16 protein-coding genes are annotated in these 16,379 nt (G+C 42.2%); 9 read left to right on the plus strand and 7 right to left on the minus strand.

The window, feature by feature from the left end; genetic code table 11:
• The first annotated feature begins 11 nt into the window (after positions 1-11).
• Entirely contained in the window at positions 12-911 is a 900-nt protein-coding gene (locus DI077_RS14335) for an alpha/beta fold hydrolase (RefSeq protein ID WP_109020609.1), read from the plus strand.
• A 1-nt stretch (position 912) separates the two neighbouring features.
• On the opposite strand, the gene DI077_RS14340 is transcribed toward DI077_RS14335, so the two are convergent.
• From DI077_RS14340 to dapA, 4 genes are read right to left on the minus strand one after another with little or no spacing between them, the layout of a single operon-like run.
• The gene (locus DI077_RS14340; protein ID WP_109020534.1) at positions 913-1,974 is read right to left on the minus strand and encodes a CdaR family protein; all 1,062 of its coding nucleotides are present in this window, start codon (positions 1,972-1,974) and stop codon (positions 913-915) included.
• A 1-nt stretch (position 1,975) separates the two neighbouring features.
• Positions 1,976-2,797: a diadenylate cyclase CdaA gene (cdaA, locus tag DI077_RS14345; RefSeq protein WP_109020535.1), complete on the minus strand. Its 822-nt coding sequence runs from the start codon at positions 2,795-2,797 to the stop codon at positions 1,976-1,978.
• 2 nt (positions 2,798-2,799) lie between these two features.
• Positions 2,800-3,603, minus strand: a complete 804-nt coding sequence (dapB, locus tag DI077_RS14350) for a 4-hydroxy-tetrahydrodipicolinate reductase (protein WP_109020536.1) — start codon at positions 3,601-3,603, stop codon at positions 2,800-2,802.
• Positions 3,596-4,480 (minus strand): 4-hydroxy-tetrahydrodipicolinate synthase, encoded by an 885-nt coding sequence (gene dapA, locus DI077_RS14355; protein WP_109020537.1) that lies wholly within the window; start codon positions 4,478-4,480, stop codon positions 3,596-3,598. Before dapA ends, dapB begins: the two co-directional genes overlap by 8 nt.
• 78 nt (positions 4,481-4,558) lie before the next feature.
• On the opposite strand from dapA, the gene DI077_RS14360 reads away from it, so the two are divergent.
• Together DI077_RS14360 and DI077_RS14365 are read left to right on the plus strand one after the other, a co-directional pair.
• A complete protein-coding gene (locus DI077_RS14360; protein WP_167837151.1) occupies positions 4,559-5,635 on the plus strand; it encodes an MraY family glycosyltransferase in 1,077 nt (358 codons plus the stop codon).
• A 27-nt stretch (positions 5,636-5,662) separates the two neighbouring features.
• Positions 5,663-6,649 (plus strand): DUF368 domain-containing protein, encoded by a 987-nt coding sequence (locus DI077_RS14365; protein ID WP_109020539.1) that lies wholly within the window; start codon positions 5,663-5,665, stop codon positions 6,647-6,649.
• An 87-nt stretch (positions 6,650-6,736) separates the two neighbouring features.
• Here the strand turns inward: DI077_RS14365 and DI077_RS14370 are convergent, their stop codons facing one another.
• Together DI077_RS14370 and DI077_RS14375 are read right to left on the minus strand one after the other, a co-directional pair.
• On the minus strand, positions 6,737-8,203 hold the full coding sequence (locus DI077_RS14370; protein WP_109020540.1) for a sodium:proton antiporter: 1,467 nt from the start codon (positions 8,201-8,203) through the stop codon (positions 6,737-6,739).
• 52 nt (positions 8,204-8,255) lie between these two features.
• On the minus strand, positions 8,256-9,221 hold the full coding sequence (locus DI077_RS14375; protein ID WP_242935217.1) for an MBL fold metallo-hydrolase: 966 nt from the start codon (positions 9,219-9,221) through the stop codon (positions 8,256-8,258).
• A 169-nt stretch (positions 9,222-9,390) separates the two neighbouring features.
• On the opposite strand from DI077_RS14375, the gene DI077_RS14380 reads away from it, so the two are divergent.
• From DI077_RS14380 to DI077_RS14400, 5 genes are all read left to right on the plus strand, one after another.
• Complete coding sequence (locus DI077_RS14380) at positions 9,391-9,771, plus strand: hypothetical protein (protein ID WP_109020542.1); 381 nt, start codon at positions 9,391-9,393, stop codon at positions 9,769-9,771.
• 74 nt (positions 9,772-9,845) lie between these two features.
• A complete protein-coding gene (locus DI077_RS14385) occupies positions 9,846-10,622 on the plus strand; it encodes a YdcF family protein (protein ID WP_109020543.1) in 777 nt (258 codons plus the stop codon).
• Between the two features lie 327 nt (positions 10,623-10,949).
• Positions 10,950-11,342, plus strand: coding sequence for a cytochrome c maturation protein CcmE domain-containing protein (locus DI077_RS14390; RefSeq protein ID WP_109020544.1), 393 nt, complete (start codon positions 10,950-10,952; stop codon positions 11,340-11,342).
• Positions 11,339-13,546 (plus strand): heme lyase CcmF/NrfE family subunit, encoded by a 2,208-nt coding sequence (locus tag DI077_RS14395; protein ID WP_109020545.1) that lies wholly within the window; start codon positions 11,339-11,341, stop codon positions 13,544-13,546. Before DI077_RS14390 ends, DI077_RS14395 begins: the two co-directional genes overlap by 4 nt.
• Positions 13,547-13,723: 177 nt before the next feature.
• Positions 13,724-14,236 carry a cytochrome c-type biogenesis protein CcmH gene (locus tag DI077_RS14400; protein WP_242935445.1) on the plus strand — a complete coding sequence of 171 codons (513 nt, stop codon included), beginning with the start codon at positions 13,724-13,726 and terminating at the stop codon, positions 14,234-14,236.
• A gap of 161 nt (positions 14,237-14,397) precedes the next feature.
• Here the strand turns inward: DI077_RS14400 and DI077_RS14405 are convergent, their stop codons facing one another.
• The gene (locus DI077_RS14405) at positions 14,398-15,558 is read right to left on the minus strand and encodes an aminotransferase class I/II-fold pyridoxal phosphate-dependent enzyme (protein WP_109020547.1); all 1,161 of its coding nucleotides are present in this window, start codon (positions 15,556-15,558) and stop codon (positions 14,398-14,400) included.
• A gap of 114 nt (positions 15,559-15,672) precedes the next feature.
• Here DI077_RS14405 and DI077_RS14410 point away from each other — a divergent pair, with 114 nt between their 5' ends.
• A complete protein-coding gene (locus DI077_RS14410) occupies positions 15,673-16,371 on the plus strand; it encodes an SIR2 family NAD-dependent protein deacylase (RefSeq protein WP_174705638.1) in 699 nt (232 codons plus the stop codon).
• The last annotated feature ends 8 nt before the right edge of the window (positions 16,372-16,379 follow it).

The following is a 16,379-nucleotide window of genomic DNA, read 5'->3' on the forward strand; positions in this document are numbered from 1 at the left end:
CTTATATTTCTATGGTTGATACATCCTTTCCCTTTAAAACTGTCACTGAGTGGTTGGCAGATGGAAAATTTTTCGAATATAAAAATTTTCAAATTTTCTATATTCAAGAAGGCAAAGGCAATCATTTACTTTTGTTACATGGTTTCCCTACATCTTCCTGGGATTATGCAAAGATATTCAACGGTTTCAGCAGATATTTCAATACTACCGCGATTGATTTTTTAGGCTTCGGTTATTCATCCAAACCGAAAAACTATCAATACAGTTTGATGGAACAAACGGATATCATAGAAAGTTTTATTGAAAAGAACGCACTCAAACGAGTACGATTTGTTTTTCATGATTATGCAGTCAGCATAGGTCAGGAAATATTAGCTAGGCACAAAGAAAGAAACGGATCAGGATACGAAATCGACAGTGCTGTCTTTTTGAATGGAGGACTTTTCCCGGAGCTACATAGACCGATTTTCGTTCAGAAATTATTAGCTACTCCGATCCTCGGCGGATTACTTGTTCCTTTTTTCAGTGAAAAAACATTCGCAAAAGCACTTGCCCGGGTTTTCGGTCCGAACACTCAACCGACGGACAAGGAAATTGCAACTCTTTGGAAGCTTGCTACTTATCCATCCGATATCAAAATCCCTCATCTGCTTCTTCCTTATATCAAAGAAAGAAAGGTACACGGATTCCGTTGGAAGAAAGCACTACTCGAAACCGATGTTCCTCTCTTTTTTATCAACGGTTTGGTAGATCCTGTAAGCGGAAAACATTTGATTGATGAGATTGAAAAACTTCCTCTCAAAAATGCAAAAATTCTGAAGCTGGAAAACATAGGTCACTATCCTCATTGGGAAGCACCAAATGAATGTTTTACGGCGATAAATGATTTTTTAAATAAAAAAGATAAGTAGACTAGGAAGGATTTTTTTCCAACCAGGATTTGGTATTTTCCAATTCGCTTCCGTCTTCTCCCGGGTCGGAAGGAATGTCGTTTTTCGGAGAACCCTCTTTCACTTTATAACGGATTTCTATTTTTTCAGGATTGATTTGAAGAACTTCGATTCCCTTTAAATCCTTGTTTTTAATGATCCTTACCTTTGCTACTTGCGGCTGCAACTCAGGAATGATTTTGTCTTTTACCGGATCATAAATATAATTGCAAGGAACTTGTGCCACGATTCCAGTCAACACTTGCGCCGAACGAATCGGCTTTAAAGAAAAATAACGAATTGCCACTTGTTCTTCGGATAATTCGGGCTCAAGTCTCCCATCTAACCCAGAACAGGTGATCGGAATCCCCGCAACTGTCTGTTCCCCCGATTTATAAGACAAAGGAATGATATTTACATTTACGGTAACGTCTCTCGAGCCTAAAATCCCTACACCTTTGGGAAGATCAGGAATACGCACCGTTCTTGCAAAAGGTTCCTTCTTATCCGTCAGACTGATTTCGGGAAGGGTGATTTTGGATATTTTTTCCAAATCCTGCGGTTTACCGCTGATCGTAATCCGGGTAGGACTCAGTATCTGAGTCAGCTTTTCAAAATTAGGCGGTGGTGTTCCTTCGAATACAGCTTCGATAGGGACTACCTTCAGACCCCTGGATTCGATTTCAACAGGAACCGTTTTTCTCAATTTGGTAACTTTCACACCGCTGGGAACACCGACGATCTTTTTGATGGGAACTTCTGTCACACCGATCTGGACATCTTCCGAATCGATAACCGCTTTCATAAACTGGGAATAATAATTCACTACGTCTTTCAAACCTTCCACCCGAACGGGGATCGATTTTTCAGGATTTTTGCTATAGGAAAGATTGCCGCTTAACTTCGGATATTCGATAGGAACATTAATCGTCTTGATAAGTATCTTGGAATTTTGAAGATTGATATAAAAAACACATGCAATCAGTAACGATGCGAGTTTTGCCTTCCAGTTACGCAAGATATTCGCTCTCAGTTTTCGCAACATTTTAAATACCGGATTCCTTCGGTTTCTTTCTATCTTCGTCCCGGTTTGACTTGCGGGCATCCGCCATAAGTTGGCTGATGAGAGCTTTTAACTCCAAAGGTTTGACTGGATGGAACATCCCTCCTTCGTAACAAACGGTGATCTCTCCCGTCTCTTCCGAAGTGACAACTACAATCGAATCCGATTCTTCCGAAAGTCCGAGTGCCGAACGGTGTCTCGCTCCCAGAGTGGTGATCTCCATACTGGAACTCATAGGCAGATAAGAGGCCGCAGAGATAATCCTGTTTTGTTCGATGATTACCGCTCCGTCATGGAGAGGTGAATTTTTAAAAAAGATGGTCTGCAATAATTCGGAAGAAACCACAGCATCAATCGGCACCGCCGTTTCGGAAATATCTTTCAGACTGATATCCTTTACAAGCACGATGAGAGAACCTATCTTCTGAGAAGCCATCGTTCGGACTGCTTCCACGATCGGATCCAGATCGAATGTAGGTTTTAAAAATAAAAAACGAAGGAGTCGTATCCGGGCAAAATCTCCGGTGAGTCTACGAAGCTCGGGCTGGAGTAATACGATAATCGCAAATACAAGTGCAGGCCGGATGTTGGTAAGGATGAGTTCCAATAATTCGAAATTGAAAAACTCGGCAAGACTGCCCGATATCCAGATCAGTCCTACCCCGAGTAAAAGTTGGATACCTCTGGTTCTCCTAAGAGTCGTATATGCTTTATAAATCAGATACGCGACTATGAGTATATCCAAAGTGATGGAGATATAATTCTTACTCCAAGGAATGATATATAAGCCGCGTAAAAAATCCAATTTTAGATCCCTAGCACATCAAACATATTATAAAGACCTTTCGACTTGCCTGATAAAAACTCTGCGGCTTTTACGGCACCGACTGCGAATGTTTTGCGGTCTTGTGCCTTATGTGCGATCTCGATTCTTTCTTCCGGACTGAAGAAAAACACAGTGTGTTCTCCGATCACTTCGCCCGCTCGCATCGTATGCACGGCTATTTCTTTCGGATCTCTTTCCGGATACATTCCATGTCTTCCGTAAATGACATTCTCTTCCTTTCGCCCTTGGGCTTTCAGGAGAACTTCTTTGATATGTTGTGCGGTTCCGGAAGGGGAATCCTTTTTATGACGATGATGGATGTCCAGAACTTCCACATCAAAGTCGTCTTGCAGAACTTTGGCGGCAATCTCAGTCAGTTTAAAAAGTAAGTTCACACCCACCGACATATTGGGAGAAAATACGATCGGAATATGGGTTGAGGCTTCTATGATCTCCTGTTTTTCAGAATCATTTAAACCTGTTGTTCCGATCACGATCGGCTTTTTTTTAGAAACGGCAACACTCAGGTTTTTGGAGAATCCAGTATGAGTACTAAAATCGATTAGTATATCCGAATTTTCACATGCAGCTTCCAAGTCGGAAGAAAACGTAATTCCTGTTTCTTTGATCCCCGAATGAATGCCGGAATCAAAGTCGGTATAAACAGAACCTTCTTTTACAACAGCAGCACTTAACCTGGATTTGTTGGAAGAAGTAAGAACTTGGATGATGGCACGACCCATCCTTCCGTTTGCACCGATGAGTCCGACATTGATTTTAGACAATTCCTTCCTCTCTCAGTTGAAAAACGATCTTTTTGAAATTGTCGGAAGCGGATCCGTCCGAAAGAGGAGTCATCGGCAAACGAAGTTCGTTGTCACAATACCCGAACCAACTCATGGCCGCTTTGATCGGAATCGGATTGGTTTCGATAAATGCATTGATGAACACGGGAAGCAATTTATAATATATCTTCTGACTTGCGGAAGTATCCCCTCTCATATAGAGAGAAACCATATCCACGCAAGCACGCGGGAATAAATTCGATACGACCGATACTACACCTTTCCCGCCGATAGAAAGAACCGGCAGGGTCAGGTTGTCATCCCCGGATAACAAATGAAAGTCGGGATCGGTCAAAGAGATCACTTTCGCCATCTGTCCCAAATCCCCGGTTGCTTCTTTAATGGATGTTATTTGTTTGTGTCCGGAAAGACGTTTCACTGTCTCAGGCAAAAGATTTACATTCGTTCTACCGGGGATATTGTACAACATGACCGGCTTTGTGGAATGTTCCGCGATTTTGGAAAAATGCTGGTACAACCCTTCTTGAGTGGGTTTGTTATAGTATGGATTTACGGTAAGAATTCCGTCGACTCCGTCAGCGCATGCCTTCTCGGTGAGCTCAATCGCTTCCTCTGTAGAATTGGAACCTGTTCCTGCAATCACTTGGATACGACGATTCACCACCGATACGGTTTTTTGGATCAATTCCTTATGTTCTTCATAAGAAAGAGTGGGTGACTCACCCGTCGTTCCACAAGGAACTACGCCAGCTACGCCTGACGAAATCTGGTTTTCTAAGATTTTGAAATAACTATCGTAGTCAATTTTTCCCTTACGGAAAGGAGTAATGACAGCAGTATAAACGCCCTGAAACATAAATTTAAAGGTGGAATGTTGGCTCTTTTTTGCAATAAAAAACTGCCAAAACAGCCTAAGTATCCGATCTTAGCGAAAATGGATTCATTTTCCCTTTCTTTTTGGATATTTGCGAGCCTCATCAGCCTGATTTTCCACAGTCTCTACGTACATTCCGGAATTGGGGTACAAGATATCCCGAATGAAAGAAGTCTTCACACCGAAAAAACGAAAAAGTCGGGAGGAATGGTGTTTTTGCCGTTGTTTCTATGTTTTTTGCTTTGGGTCACTTATTCGGGGCAAACGAAAGGAAGCCCTTTCGAAAGCATTCATTTCCAACTACTTTCGATTTTGCCGTTTTTGATTTCGGGAGTCGTATTTTTCGGGTTACTCGGATTTGCGGACGATTTGATTTCTCTGTCACCTAACATTAGATTGGGATTGGAACTTTTATTTGCGGGGTTTTGGTTTTATCATTTGAACATAACTCCGACAATCTTTCATTATGCGATTGAAAACAGGGTTATTTCCCTTTCGGTTTCCATATTCCTTATGGTATTTATCGTGAATCTTGTGAATTTTATGGACGGCCTTGATTTATATCTGGTAACCAGTTTTTTCTTTTCTTCTTTATCTTTCGGATTTATTTTATCGGAATTGTTTTTTCCAAACTCGGTATTTTTTGTTATCTTGGTATGCTTGTTTTTGGCACTCTTCGGATTTATATTTTATAATTCGCCGAAAGCAAAATTGTTTATGGGAGACAGCGGATCTTTAGGGCTCGGATTCATCATACTATCCCTTCCTCTTTTATCCGCAAAAACCGACCAAACTCAATTCGATATTTCACTACTGTTTTACTTATTTCCCATCTTTTGGGTGGATGGAATCTTCACGATTCTACTTCGCAGTTGGCAGAAAAAACATATTTTCCAGGCACACAGGGAACATCTGTACCAGCATCTAACAGACACTAGCCTAGGGAAGACCGGAACTTGTTTTGTTCTATCTTTACTCAATCTTCCTGCTGGCGGAATATATATATATTTCCGATTTTTGAATCCATCTTTAAAAATTTCCCATCCGATCCTACTGTTAGGAACCCTAACAGGTTACTTATTCGTATATCTTTTGATTCGGTTGGGTTTAAAGACAGGCAGAAAAAACCTTGCCTAGAGGAGCGTCCCTTTCGATTCTTCCTCTATGCCACTAACAAGAAAAGAAATACTCTTCTGCATCCTGAATGGATTTTTAATTGGAATCGCAAACCTGATTCCGGGAGTTTCCGGCGGAACATTCGCACTTATACTCGGACTTTACGACAGACTCATCGGTGCGATCACATCCCTAAATCTAACTACGATTAAAGTAAGCATCGGTTTATTGACCGAATTTTTCAACAAGGAAAGCAGAGCAAAATTTGCGGAAGAAATGAAACGAATCGACTTCTGGTTTCTAACTTTTCTCGGGTTCGGGCTCCTTCTGTCCGTGGTCTCGGGAGCAAAGCTGATTCAGTTCTTACTTCAAAATCATCCTGCACCCACCTTAGCATTGTTTATCGGCCTCATCATTCCTTCTCTTTCCGTTCCTTATAAATTGATGGAAAAACACAGTATCGGTATTTGGCTTTGGCTTGTTCCGGGGATCGCACTCACGGTTGTCCCAAGTTTTTTTATGGGTGAGACTGCAGGTTCCGAAAATCCTATCATTGCATTTATTACCGGAGCTATTGCCATTTCAGCAATGATTCTTCCCGGAATTTCAGGATCTTATATCATGTTGGTCCTCGGAGAATACCAAATCGTAATCGGAAAACTTTCCAATATACTTGCAGTGGACTCGATCGTTTTTCTATCCGCTTTCGCACTCGGGTGCCTACTCGGATTATTATTATTCACTCATTTTGTGAAATGGTTATTCAAAAAATACAAATCACATACGATGACTTTTCTTTTGGGCCTCATCCTAGGTTCCTTTTTTATCCTTTGGCCTTTCAAAGATTACTCGGTAGGACAAACCATCGTAGGCAGATCGGGAGAAGTAAAACGGGACATCCAAATTGCAACCGCAGAAAACATACTACCTTCTTCTTTCGAAGAGATCATCATTCCGCTTGTCGCTCTTATCATCGGTGTGGCACTTGGGTTCGGATTGAACCAATTGGAAAAATTGAAAGAAGAAAAGAATTAAAACTTTTTGTAATTCGATAAAAGCGGAAGCTTTATGATCGGAAGAAAAGCCAAGCCTACGAAAGTAGACTTGGCTTTTTTATTGGAACTAAACGAAAAAGATAAAAGTAATCAATATGAACAAAGGAATCAAAATTCCGAAAGAATAAAGCACATAACCACCGAAAGACGGCATCTTCACTTTATTTTCTTCAGCTACCGACTTCACCATGAAATTCGGCGCGTTACCTATATAAGTATTCGCACCCATAAACACGGCACCTACCGATATCGCTTTCAAAATTTCTTCGGCAGCAGGATTTCCAATGAACTGTCCCAGAGTCAGCGGAGTAGCACCTGTAGGAGTGAGTAGTCCCGAAGCCAAGGAACCGAAAGTCAAATAGGTGGGAGCATTGTCCAGAACGGAAGAGAAAGCTCCTGTCGCCCAGAAAAATTGCCATCTTTCCGTGATCCCGAGTGATTTACCGTTTGCTTCCAGTAAAATCAAAGCAGGAATCATTGTGATAAAAATTCCAACGAATAGATAAGCTACTTCTTGAATAGGACCGAGAGTGAAGTTGTTTGCCTTTCTGAATTCCGGTTTGGATGTGAATTTGGAAATAGCGATTAACCCGAGTAATACTGCTTCACGAATGAATCCGAGATAAGGATTTTCAGCGATGGCAGGAATATAATTGCTATTGAGAAATGCTACCGATAGTACAACACCGAGTAACCAAACAAAGTTTACTTGACCGTCGAGATCGAAAGGAACCGCATTCTTATCGTCTTTTTTAAGATCCGCTTTCGATTCTTTTTTGTAAGCGATCGTATCCCAAATAAAATACACAACAAGTAAAATCACTACCGCAAAAACCATCTCAGGCAACAATCCGAAAGTCCAAGTGAAAGGAACTCCTTTCAAATAACCTAGGAAAAGAGGAGGATCTCCCAGTGGAGTGAGGGAACCGCCTATATTGGAAACAAGGAAGATGAAAAACACAACCGTATGAACTACATGTTTTCTTTCACTGTTTGTTTTCAAAAGAGGACGAATGAGAAGCATGGAAGCTCCTGTTGTTCCGATAAAGGAAGCAAGGCAAGCTCCGATAAACAAAAAGATAGAGTTGTTGAGAGGAGATGCATGGATATCCCCTTTGATTACGATTCCCCCGGAGATATAAAACAAGGAGGCTAGCAGAATGATAAACGGAACGTAGTCGAATATAAGAGTATGGTAGATGGCATGACCTTGACCGAAACTCAAAAGAACAATCACGGAAATAGCACCGAGAACACCGGCAACGATCAACTTATTGTTGTTATTCTCCCACCAATGCTCTGTTTTGTGAGAAGCAACGGGTAAAATCGCAATCGCCAATAGGATCGCAATAAACGGAATTACCGACCAATACGGCAATTCACTATGCGCTTCTGCCGCATGGGAGGAATGGCCCGTATCTTCCTGAACAGTCGGTTGCGCAGGTGTTGGAGCAGTATCATCTGCCGATAAAGAGACAGAGAAGAGCCCAATGCAGGCAAGAAATACAAATAATGTGAGAAGCTTTCGAAACATGCTCACCATCCTTTTTTTTGGACAGCTTACTCAGAATCGAAAGGTTCTGGAACTAAAAAAACCGAGATTCTCCTATTTTTAGAGGAACAAGTCTTTCCACGGCCAATTTCAGATCTTCAAACGCCTTTCTGGCAAGAGGAACCGGAGAATCCAACTTTTCATCACTCAAAACGAAGGTCATATAATGCATGGGAACCATAAATTTTGCGCGTAAGTCCGCAAAAGCCCGGACGGACTGTTCCGGATCGACATGAACCGATGACATAAACCATCTGGGTTCAAATGCACCTATGGGCAGAATGGCTACATCAAATCCGTCGAACTTTTTCCCTATCTCTTTAAAGTGAGTATAATAGCCGGTATCTCCTCCGAAATATACTTTTTGGCTTTTGCCTAGTATCGCATAACTTCCCCAAAGAGTTTCGTATCTATCGGTAAGTCCCCTTCCGCTAAAGTGTTGAGTCGGGGTAAAAACAAATTTAACCCCCTTCCTTTCTACGGAATCCCACCAATCCATTTCTTCCACATCCGAAAGGCCTATGCCTTTTAAAAGTGGTTTATTGCCAAGGCCAGCTAGAAACTTAGGATGGTGTTTTTCTTCCAAAAGTTTCAAACTGGAAAGATCGGTATGATCATAATGGTTGTGCGACAGTATAACAACGTCAATGCGGGGTAGATCTTCCAATCTCAAACCGGGAGGTGTGTAACGTTTCGGGCCGGCAAAACTAACGGGCGAACAACGGTCACTCCAAATAGGATCAGTGAGAATATTGACACCGTCTATTTGAACAAGAGTTGTCGCATGCCCGATCCAAGTTACCGACAATTTTGAATCGTTTTCTCTTAAAACTTTTCCATCATTGGAAACCACGGGAAAAGGGGGATAATCTTCTGGTTCCAGACTATGTTCCCCCGACCAACGACCGCTGACCCATTTCAGAACATCCGTTAAGCCATGATCTTCGAAGTCCGGGTTGAGATTGCGGAACCCGGACTTTGTATGGTGAGGTTTGGTCATTGCCTTATCCGTGGAACACCCGTTTAAAAAACTAAAAATCATTAAGAGGACAATGGTACCTATTTTTATCATACTTTAGCAACTTAGACGGAAGGAAACAACGGTGTAAAATTTTATTCTTGCAAACATTTAGTTTCGGCGAATCCTTTCAATTAGGCGCGGGAAGAATATGTCAAATTGTCAATATATTGAAACACAACAATTATTGAATGCCTATGCTAATTGGAGATACTGTGTGGATTCCACCGAAGGAAGCGAACACTTTATGGGAACCAATTCGGATGATACGGTACGTTTGCGTGACAAAAGAGAAGACGCGGAAATTGAATTAAGAGTCCTCATTTCCGACTTAAAATCCACCCGCCCGGAAGCTTTGCAGGAATGGGTGGAGATCAATAAAACCTTATTGGAAGCCCCTGCGAACATTCCCAAAACTTCGATGGTTGCGCGTAGACAAGCTGCCAGAGATTGGAAATTCTCCAAAAATTTTTTGGGTGTTACCGTTCGTTACCCTCACCCTTCCAAATACTGGGGAGCTGAAATCATCTAAAGACTCCTGAACGCCAAAGAAATCCTCCTCTTAATTCTTCTTGTCATCTCTAAAAAAGAGAAAACTTTCTTTCCATGAATTCCTTTTTCTTTCTTTTTTCTAAAATCCTTGCGATCTTCCTTTATCCGCTTCCCTTGTTTTTCATTTTCTCTTTTCTATTTCTCTTTGTTTTGAAAGGGTTTCGACAAAAGATCGGCTTCTTTTTGTTGATTTGTTTCTTAGGGATATTTTCCACTTCTTTCCTAGCGAACCATTTGATCCGCTCTTTGGAAAAACCATATCTTCCTGTGGCAATCGAGTCTTTGCCAAAATCCGATGTAGTTATAGTTTTAGGAGGAATGATCCAAACGATTTCTTCCGTAAAAGAAAGACCCGAACTCACCGATTCCGCCGATCGTTTGTTAGATGCTGTGCGAATTTACAAAGCGAAGAAGGCAAAAAAAATTCTATTCACCGGCGGATCGGGTTTACTCTTTGCTGACAAATACAGAGAAGCGGACTTAGCAAACAAGATTCTATTGGATTTGGGTGTTCCCAAAGAAGATATTCTTTTGGAACGAGAGTCCAAAAACACTTACGAAAATGCAGTGGAATCAGCGAAAATTCTGAATGCGCACGGATTTAAAGATATCATCCTTGTGACCTCGGCTTTTCATTTCCGGAGGGCTGCTGGTTGTTTTACCAAACAGGGAATTGTTTTCTATTCTTACCCGACAGATTACCGCTCCTTTTCCACGGATTCGAATGCTTTCGATTTATGGGTCCCTTCTCCCGGTTATTTGGAATTATCCACACTTGCTATCAAAGAATGGGTGGGAGTCCTCATTTATGAGCTGAAAGGGTATCTGTAGAGAGATGGGACATAATAAAGGGGCGATCTTGAAATCCCCCGCCCTGAGATCAGCTTCGCTGATGATTCTTCGAATACTTCTTCGCTTCTATTGGCGCGAAGAAGGGGATTGGGGGTGTGGCTCGTGGGCTGCCGTCCACCACCTAACACAAAATCGAAATTCTGGCGACCACAACTTCGAATTCCAGAAAAATTCTCCCTAAAAGTTCGCCTTTTTGCCAAGAACCCGAGTCCTTTCCTGAAAAATAAGGGTTCGTTCGACTTGACTCAATCCTTAGTTTCTGTGAGCCTGAAAGAAGACTTACCAAGTGAGTCTAATGAATCGGTTATGAATAAAAAATTTATCACACTCCTTGTCCTCATCGGCCTCTCCCTTTCCGGTATCGCTTTTTTCTCCTCCAAGGAGACTTCTTTTCTCCTTTTGGATGCGTCCGAACTTGCGGCAAACCAAGCTCACTACCATGACCAAAATCTGCGGGTACGCGGGTTTGTAAAAGCCGGGAGCCTTATCCGGGAAGGCAAAAAGGCAAAATTCACATTGGAACTGAATGACTTAACGGTTCCGGTTTATTTTACGGGTGCGACCCTACTACCGGATGCATTCAAAGAAGGTGCGCGGGCAAGAGTCGATGGGAAACTCGATAAAGGAGTGTTAGTTGCAACTCATGTGGAAGCAAAATGTGCTTCCAAATATGAAGCAGGTTATGCGGAAGAAAAATGAACAATCTAGGAACCATTCTTCTTGCATCTTCCCTCGCTATTTTATTCTTTTCACTGATTCAAACCGCTTACGGAATTTATAAAAAAGACCGCAAAGCCACGGAACTCGGCCGTTTGGCCCTGATGACAAATCCGGCCATCATCATCCTTACCTTTCTCGTATTATTAACGCAGCTCGTAAGGTCCGACTATAGCAATTATTATGTGGTGATGCATTCCAGCGAACACCTTCCGTTATTCTATAAAATGACCGCCATCTGGTCGGGATCTTCCGGATCGCTTTTGTTTTGGAACCTGATCCTGAACGTATTCACCTTTATCGTGTTATGGCAAACCAGAAAATCCATCCAAGATAGAATTCCCGTGATGAATCTGATACTCGCCGTTCTTTCTGGATTCTTTTCTTTCTTAGCTGTATTTTACGCCGATGCGCAACCTTTCCGCGAATTCCAACCGGAAGCCGCCGCAGGAAGAGGACTCAATCCTCTTTTGCAACATTGGGCGATGATCATTCACCCTCCCATACTTTACATCGGTTATGTGAGTATTTCGATCCCTTTTGCGATCGCCATGTCTGCTCTCGTATCAGGCCAGCTTTCGGAAGATTGGATGAAGTTCATTCGCAAATGGACTTTGTTCTCCTGGTTTTTTTTGGGAACCGGAATTCTTTTAGGATCAAAGTGGGCCTATGAAGAGTTAGGTTGGGGTGGTTATTGGGCCTGGGACCCGGTAGAAAACGCATCTCTTATGCCTTGGCTTTTGACAAGTGCCTTCGTTCATTCCGTAGTGATTCAGGAAAGAAGAGGCATGCTTAAGTTTTGGAATATGATTCTGGTGATCCTGGCATTTCATTTCAGTTTGCTCGGTACTTGGATCACCCGTTCGGGTGTTTTGGAAGGACCTCATAGTTTTTCGAAATCCACAATCGGAACACCTTTCATTTGTTATATTATTGCAAGTTTTGTCTTTTTTACGGGCTTCGTTCTCTACAGAAGAAAAGACCTGGAACCGGAAAGAAATCTGGAAGCAATCACTTCGAAAGAAGGTAGTTTCCTACTGAATAACTTTTTACTCGTTCTTTCCACGGCAGCCATTCTACTAGGAGTGTTTTCTCCACTTCTCTATGGAAAAGAATTCAAAGCTCCTTGGTTCAATTCTTGGGGCGTTCCTGCGGGGATTTTTCTATTACTCCTTATGGGTTCGGCTCCCTTACTCGCTTGGAGGAAAGGGGCAGGTTCGGTATTTTTGGCGACTTTGTTCAAACCGTTCCTGGTAGGACTGTTAGGTGCAGGCCTTTACATTCTATTCTACTCACAAAACTTCACACGGGGAGATTCGGAATACGGAGATCTTTTGAGTGAAGTTTATTCCGTTTTGACCGTCGGAATAGGGATCTTTACAATTGCAGGAATTTTTCAGGAATACTACCGAGGGATCAAAGCCCGTAAAGAACAAAACCCGGAAGAATCCTACTTCTCCAGCGCATTCAACCTTCTGATTAAAAACAAACGCCGGTATGGCGGTTACCTGGTTCATTTCGCGCTGGTTCTCATTTTTATCGGTTATGCGGGAAATGCATTTAAACAGAACACTTCCGTCAAATTTTATTACCAACTCTCCCCTCCTACTTCTCCGGAAGTGGTTTATACTTCCATCGACAAAAGCGTAATCTCCGGTTATCAAATCGAAGCTTCCACTTTAAAAATCAAACCCGTCATGGTTTCCGATAACGACGATAAACCGAACATTCAAAATGTAATCGTATCGCAAGAAGGAACATTCAGTATTTATCGAGGCACGACGAAGGAAGCCGATCTTGTTACGGAAAGAAGGTTTTATCCCCAGATCTCTCACCTAACAGGAGATTTCGAAACACATATCCCGACAAGCGAACCCGCGATTCTTTCTCTTCCCAAGGAAGATTTTTACATCCAATTGGGTGCTATTGAAAAAGCGGATATGAGTTCCGAAAACCCGGATCTGCCTCTTATGTTTATGAATTATTATTTCACGGGCTCCACTCAAAATGAAAAACTCGCGCTCTATCTTCAATTCCCGAAAGAGATCGTTGCCAATCTGGAAATTTGGATCAACCCTCTTGTCAAATTGATTTGGATCGGATCTCTACTTTATTTCCTTACCGGAATTTTTCTTCTGCTACCCATAGGAGAAAGAAAACCCGCAAAAAAGGAAACGGTAACATAGATGAACAAACTTATACTTGTTAGTTTGGGCGAATCCCCCTTACGGGGGTCGGGCTATCCGCTCCAATCTGCTTCGCAGGATTTCCGCTTCTATCCCTTTCGCAAACTTTCCGGAGTTTATAAAGCTTTTATCACGTTGTTCCTATTCGTTTTTTTGAGCTTGTCCCCTTCCGGTTTAATGGCACAAAAAACCACTACTAACCTCAAAGATCCCGCCCAAATCAAATCCTTTCACGAAGCTACGGAACGGATCCGATGTATTTGTCTGCCAAGTCTTCCTATCCAAGCTTGTTCGTTTAACATGTGTTCTGCGTCAAGCTACTTAAAATCCTTTATTGAAAACCGAATTCGGGAAGGAATGAGTTCCGACGAAATCGTAAATAAAATGCAAAACGGATTTGGAGAAGGAATTCTGACTGACTCCGTGGTAAAACATTTTGTGGAAAGCGGAAACCAAGGCATGGTGGATTCCCTTGTCTATGGATTCGGCCCGAAGATTCTAGCGACTCCCGATAGCACTTGGATCAATTTCACATTATTCGGATTAGGTGTTCTGGGACTTGGTTTGATTTATCTGTATTTCACTAAATTCAAGCCCAATCTAAAGAAAGAAACGCCTTCCGGGAAGGCAGATTTAACCACCGATGAAATCAATCGAAAGATAAAGAATTGGGAGAATTCAGAGGGGTAGGAAATCCGGATTCGCGGGTGAAACTGGGTTATGTCACATTATGATCCTTTCTCCCCCACCCTGTTTAGGGTTGGGGGGTGTGGCTCGTGGGCTGCCGTCTACCACCTAACATACAATCAAAGATCTGGCGACCGCAACTTCAAATTCTAGAAAAATTTTCCCTAAACATTCGCCTTTTTGCCTGCCCGAATCTGAATCAAACTGCTTACTAAATTTTGAATGTCCTCCTCCCGAATGGTGGCATTTAAACTCACCCTCAGTCTAGGCGTAGGCACGGTAGGAGGGCGGATTGCACGAACATCCAACCCCTTTTTCTTCAATTCCTCGGAATAGCATAATGCCTGTTCCTCGGATTCCATTAAGATCGGAACAATATGCGAGACGGAAGGAGAAATACTGAATCCGTTCTCTAAAAGATTTCTTCGCAAAATATCTGCTATATGAAGCAAATGAATCCTTTCCTCGTCCATATCGCGCAATATACTCAAAGATTTCAAAGCAGCCGTGTAAATAGCCGGCAACGAAGCGGTGCTGAATATAAAAGATCTCATACGATTCACGAGATGTTCCCGGCCGAGTTTCGTAGTAGCAATGATCCCGCCTTCCAAACCCAAAGATTTCCCCAAGGTATAGATTCGATAATCAATGGATTCGATTTCTTCCTGATTCAAATCAGCGAATGCCATTCCCCGGCCGCCCTTACCGAAAATCCCGAACGAATGTGCTTCATCTAAAATCAGAATCGCATTGTATTTTTTCTTCAGAAAAACTAACCTTTGTAAGTTTGGTTTGTCCCCATCCATACTGAAAAGAGATTCCGATACAATGATCTTTTTTTTTGATTTGGAATCTTCCGAAGAAGCAGCTTTTATCAATTGTTCTTCCAGATGATCCAAGTCCAAATGGTTGTAATATTTTTTGATGGCGCCGGAGATGCGAATCCCATCCAAAATGGATGCATGATTCAAACGATCCGTAAAAATAATAGTGCGAGAATCCGCAATCGTATCGATCAATCCGAAGTTTGCAATAAAGCCGTTTGCGACTGTTAGACTTGCTCCGGAATGCACAAAGGAAGAAAATTCATTTTCCCAATCTTCCATCGTTTGCCTATGACCACGCACCAAACGAGCTGCCGTAGAGCCGACAGTATCCGTATCCAGAGCCTCTTTAAAGGCATGGACAATATCCCTATTTTTGGATAATCCCAAGTAGTCATTGGAGCAAAAATCAATTCCATCAGTTACCTTACATTGCCTGTAAAGGTTCTTCGCGCGAATCGATTTCATTTCCTCTTCGATTTGTTTCCAATGATCGTACATAGTTTACTAAATTCCCGGATGAAGTTTTTTTTCCGATTTCTTTTTGCCTATAGTGATAAATTCTTCTCTTCAGATATGGATTCTTTTCCTTTTTCCGAAAACGATCTTATACGCATGAAAAATGCAAAAAAAATCTCTGCCATCACAGGCGCAGGTATTTCGAGCGAAAGCGGGATCCCTACATTCCGAGGAGAAGGCGGATTGTGGAAAAATTACAGAGCGGAAGACTTGGCAACACCGGAAGCATTTGCCAAAAATCCCGATCTGGTTTGGGAATGGTACGACTGGAGAAGAGGGATTTGTGCGGAAGCTTCACCGAACCCGGGGCATTTAACACTTGCAAAATGGGAGAATCTCGTCCCCCATTTTACCCTGATTACTCAGAATGTGGACGGATTGCACTCCCGGGCCGGGTCTAGGAATTTATATCAAATCCATGGAAATATATTCACTGCAAGATGTCTTGGCTGTGGAAATCTAACAGACATCGATCCGAAAAAACAAAGGGAAGATTCCTGTTCCATTTGCCATTCCAAACTTAGACCGCATATACTTTGGTTTGGCGAAACTTACGAATCAGGTTTACTCGAATCCTGCTTTGAAACAACTTCTTCTTCCGATTTGATATTGATCATCGGAACGAGTGCCAATGTCTCCGTTCCGGCAAGCATGGCAAAGGAAGGAATCCGCAATGGTGCTCTCAGCATAGAAATCAATCCGGAAAGGACTTCATTATCCGATTTGGTCGATTATTCATTACAAGGGAAATCGGGGGAAATTTTACCAAAATTACTGGATGAAATTTATAAATAGAATGAAAT

The organism is Leptospira kobayashii, assembly GCF_003114835.2.
Classification (GTDB): Bacteria; Spirochaetota; Leptospiria; order Leptospirales; family Leptospiraceae; genus Leptospira_A; species Leptospira_A kobayashii.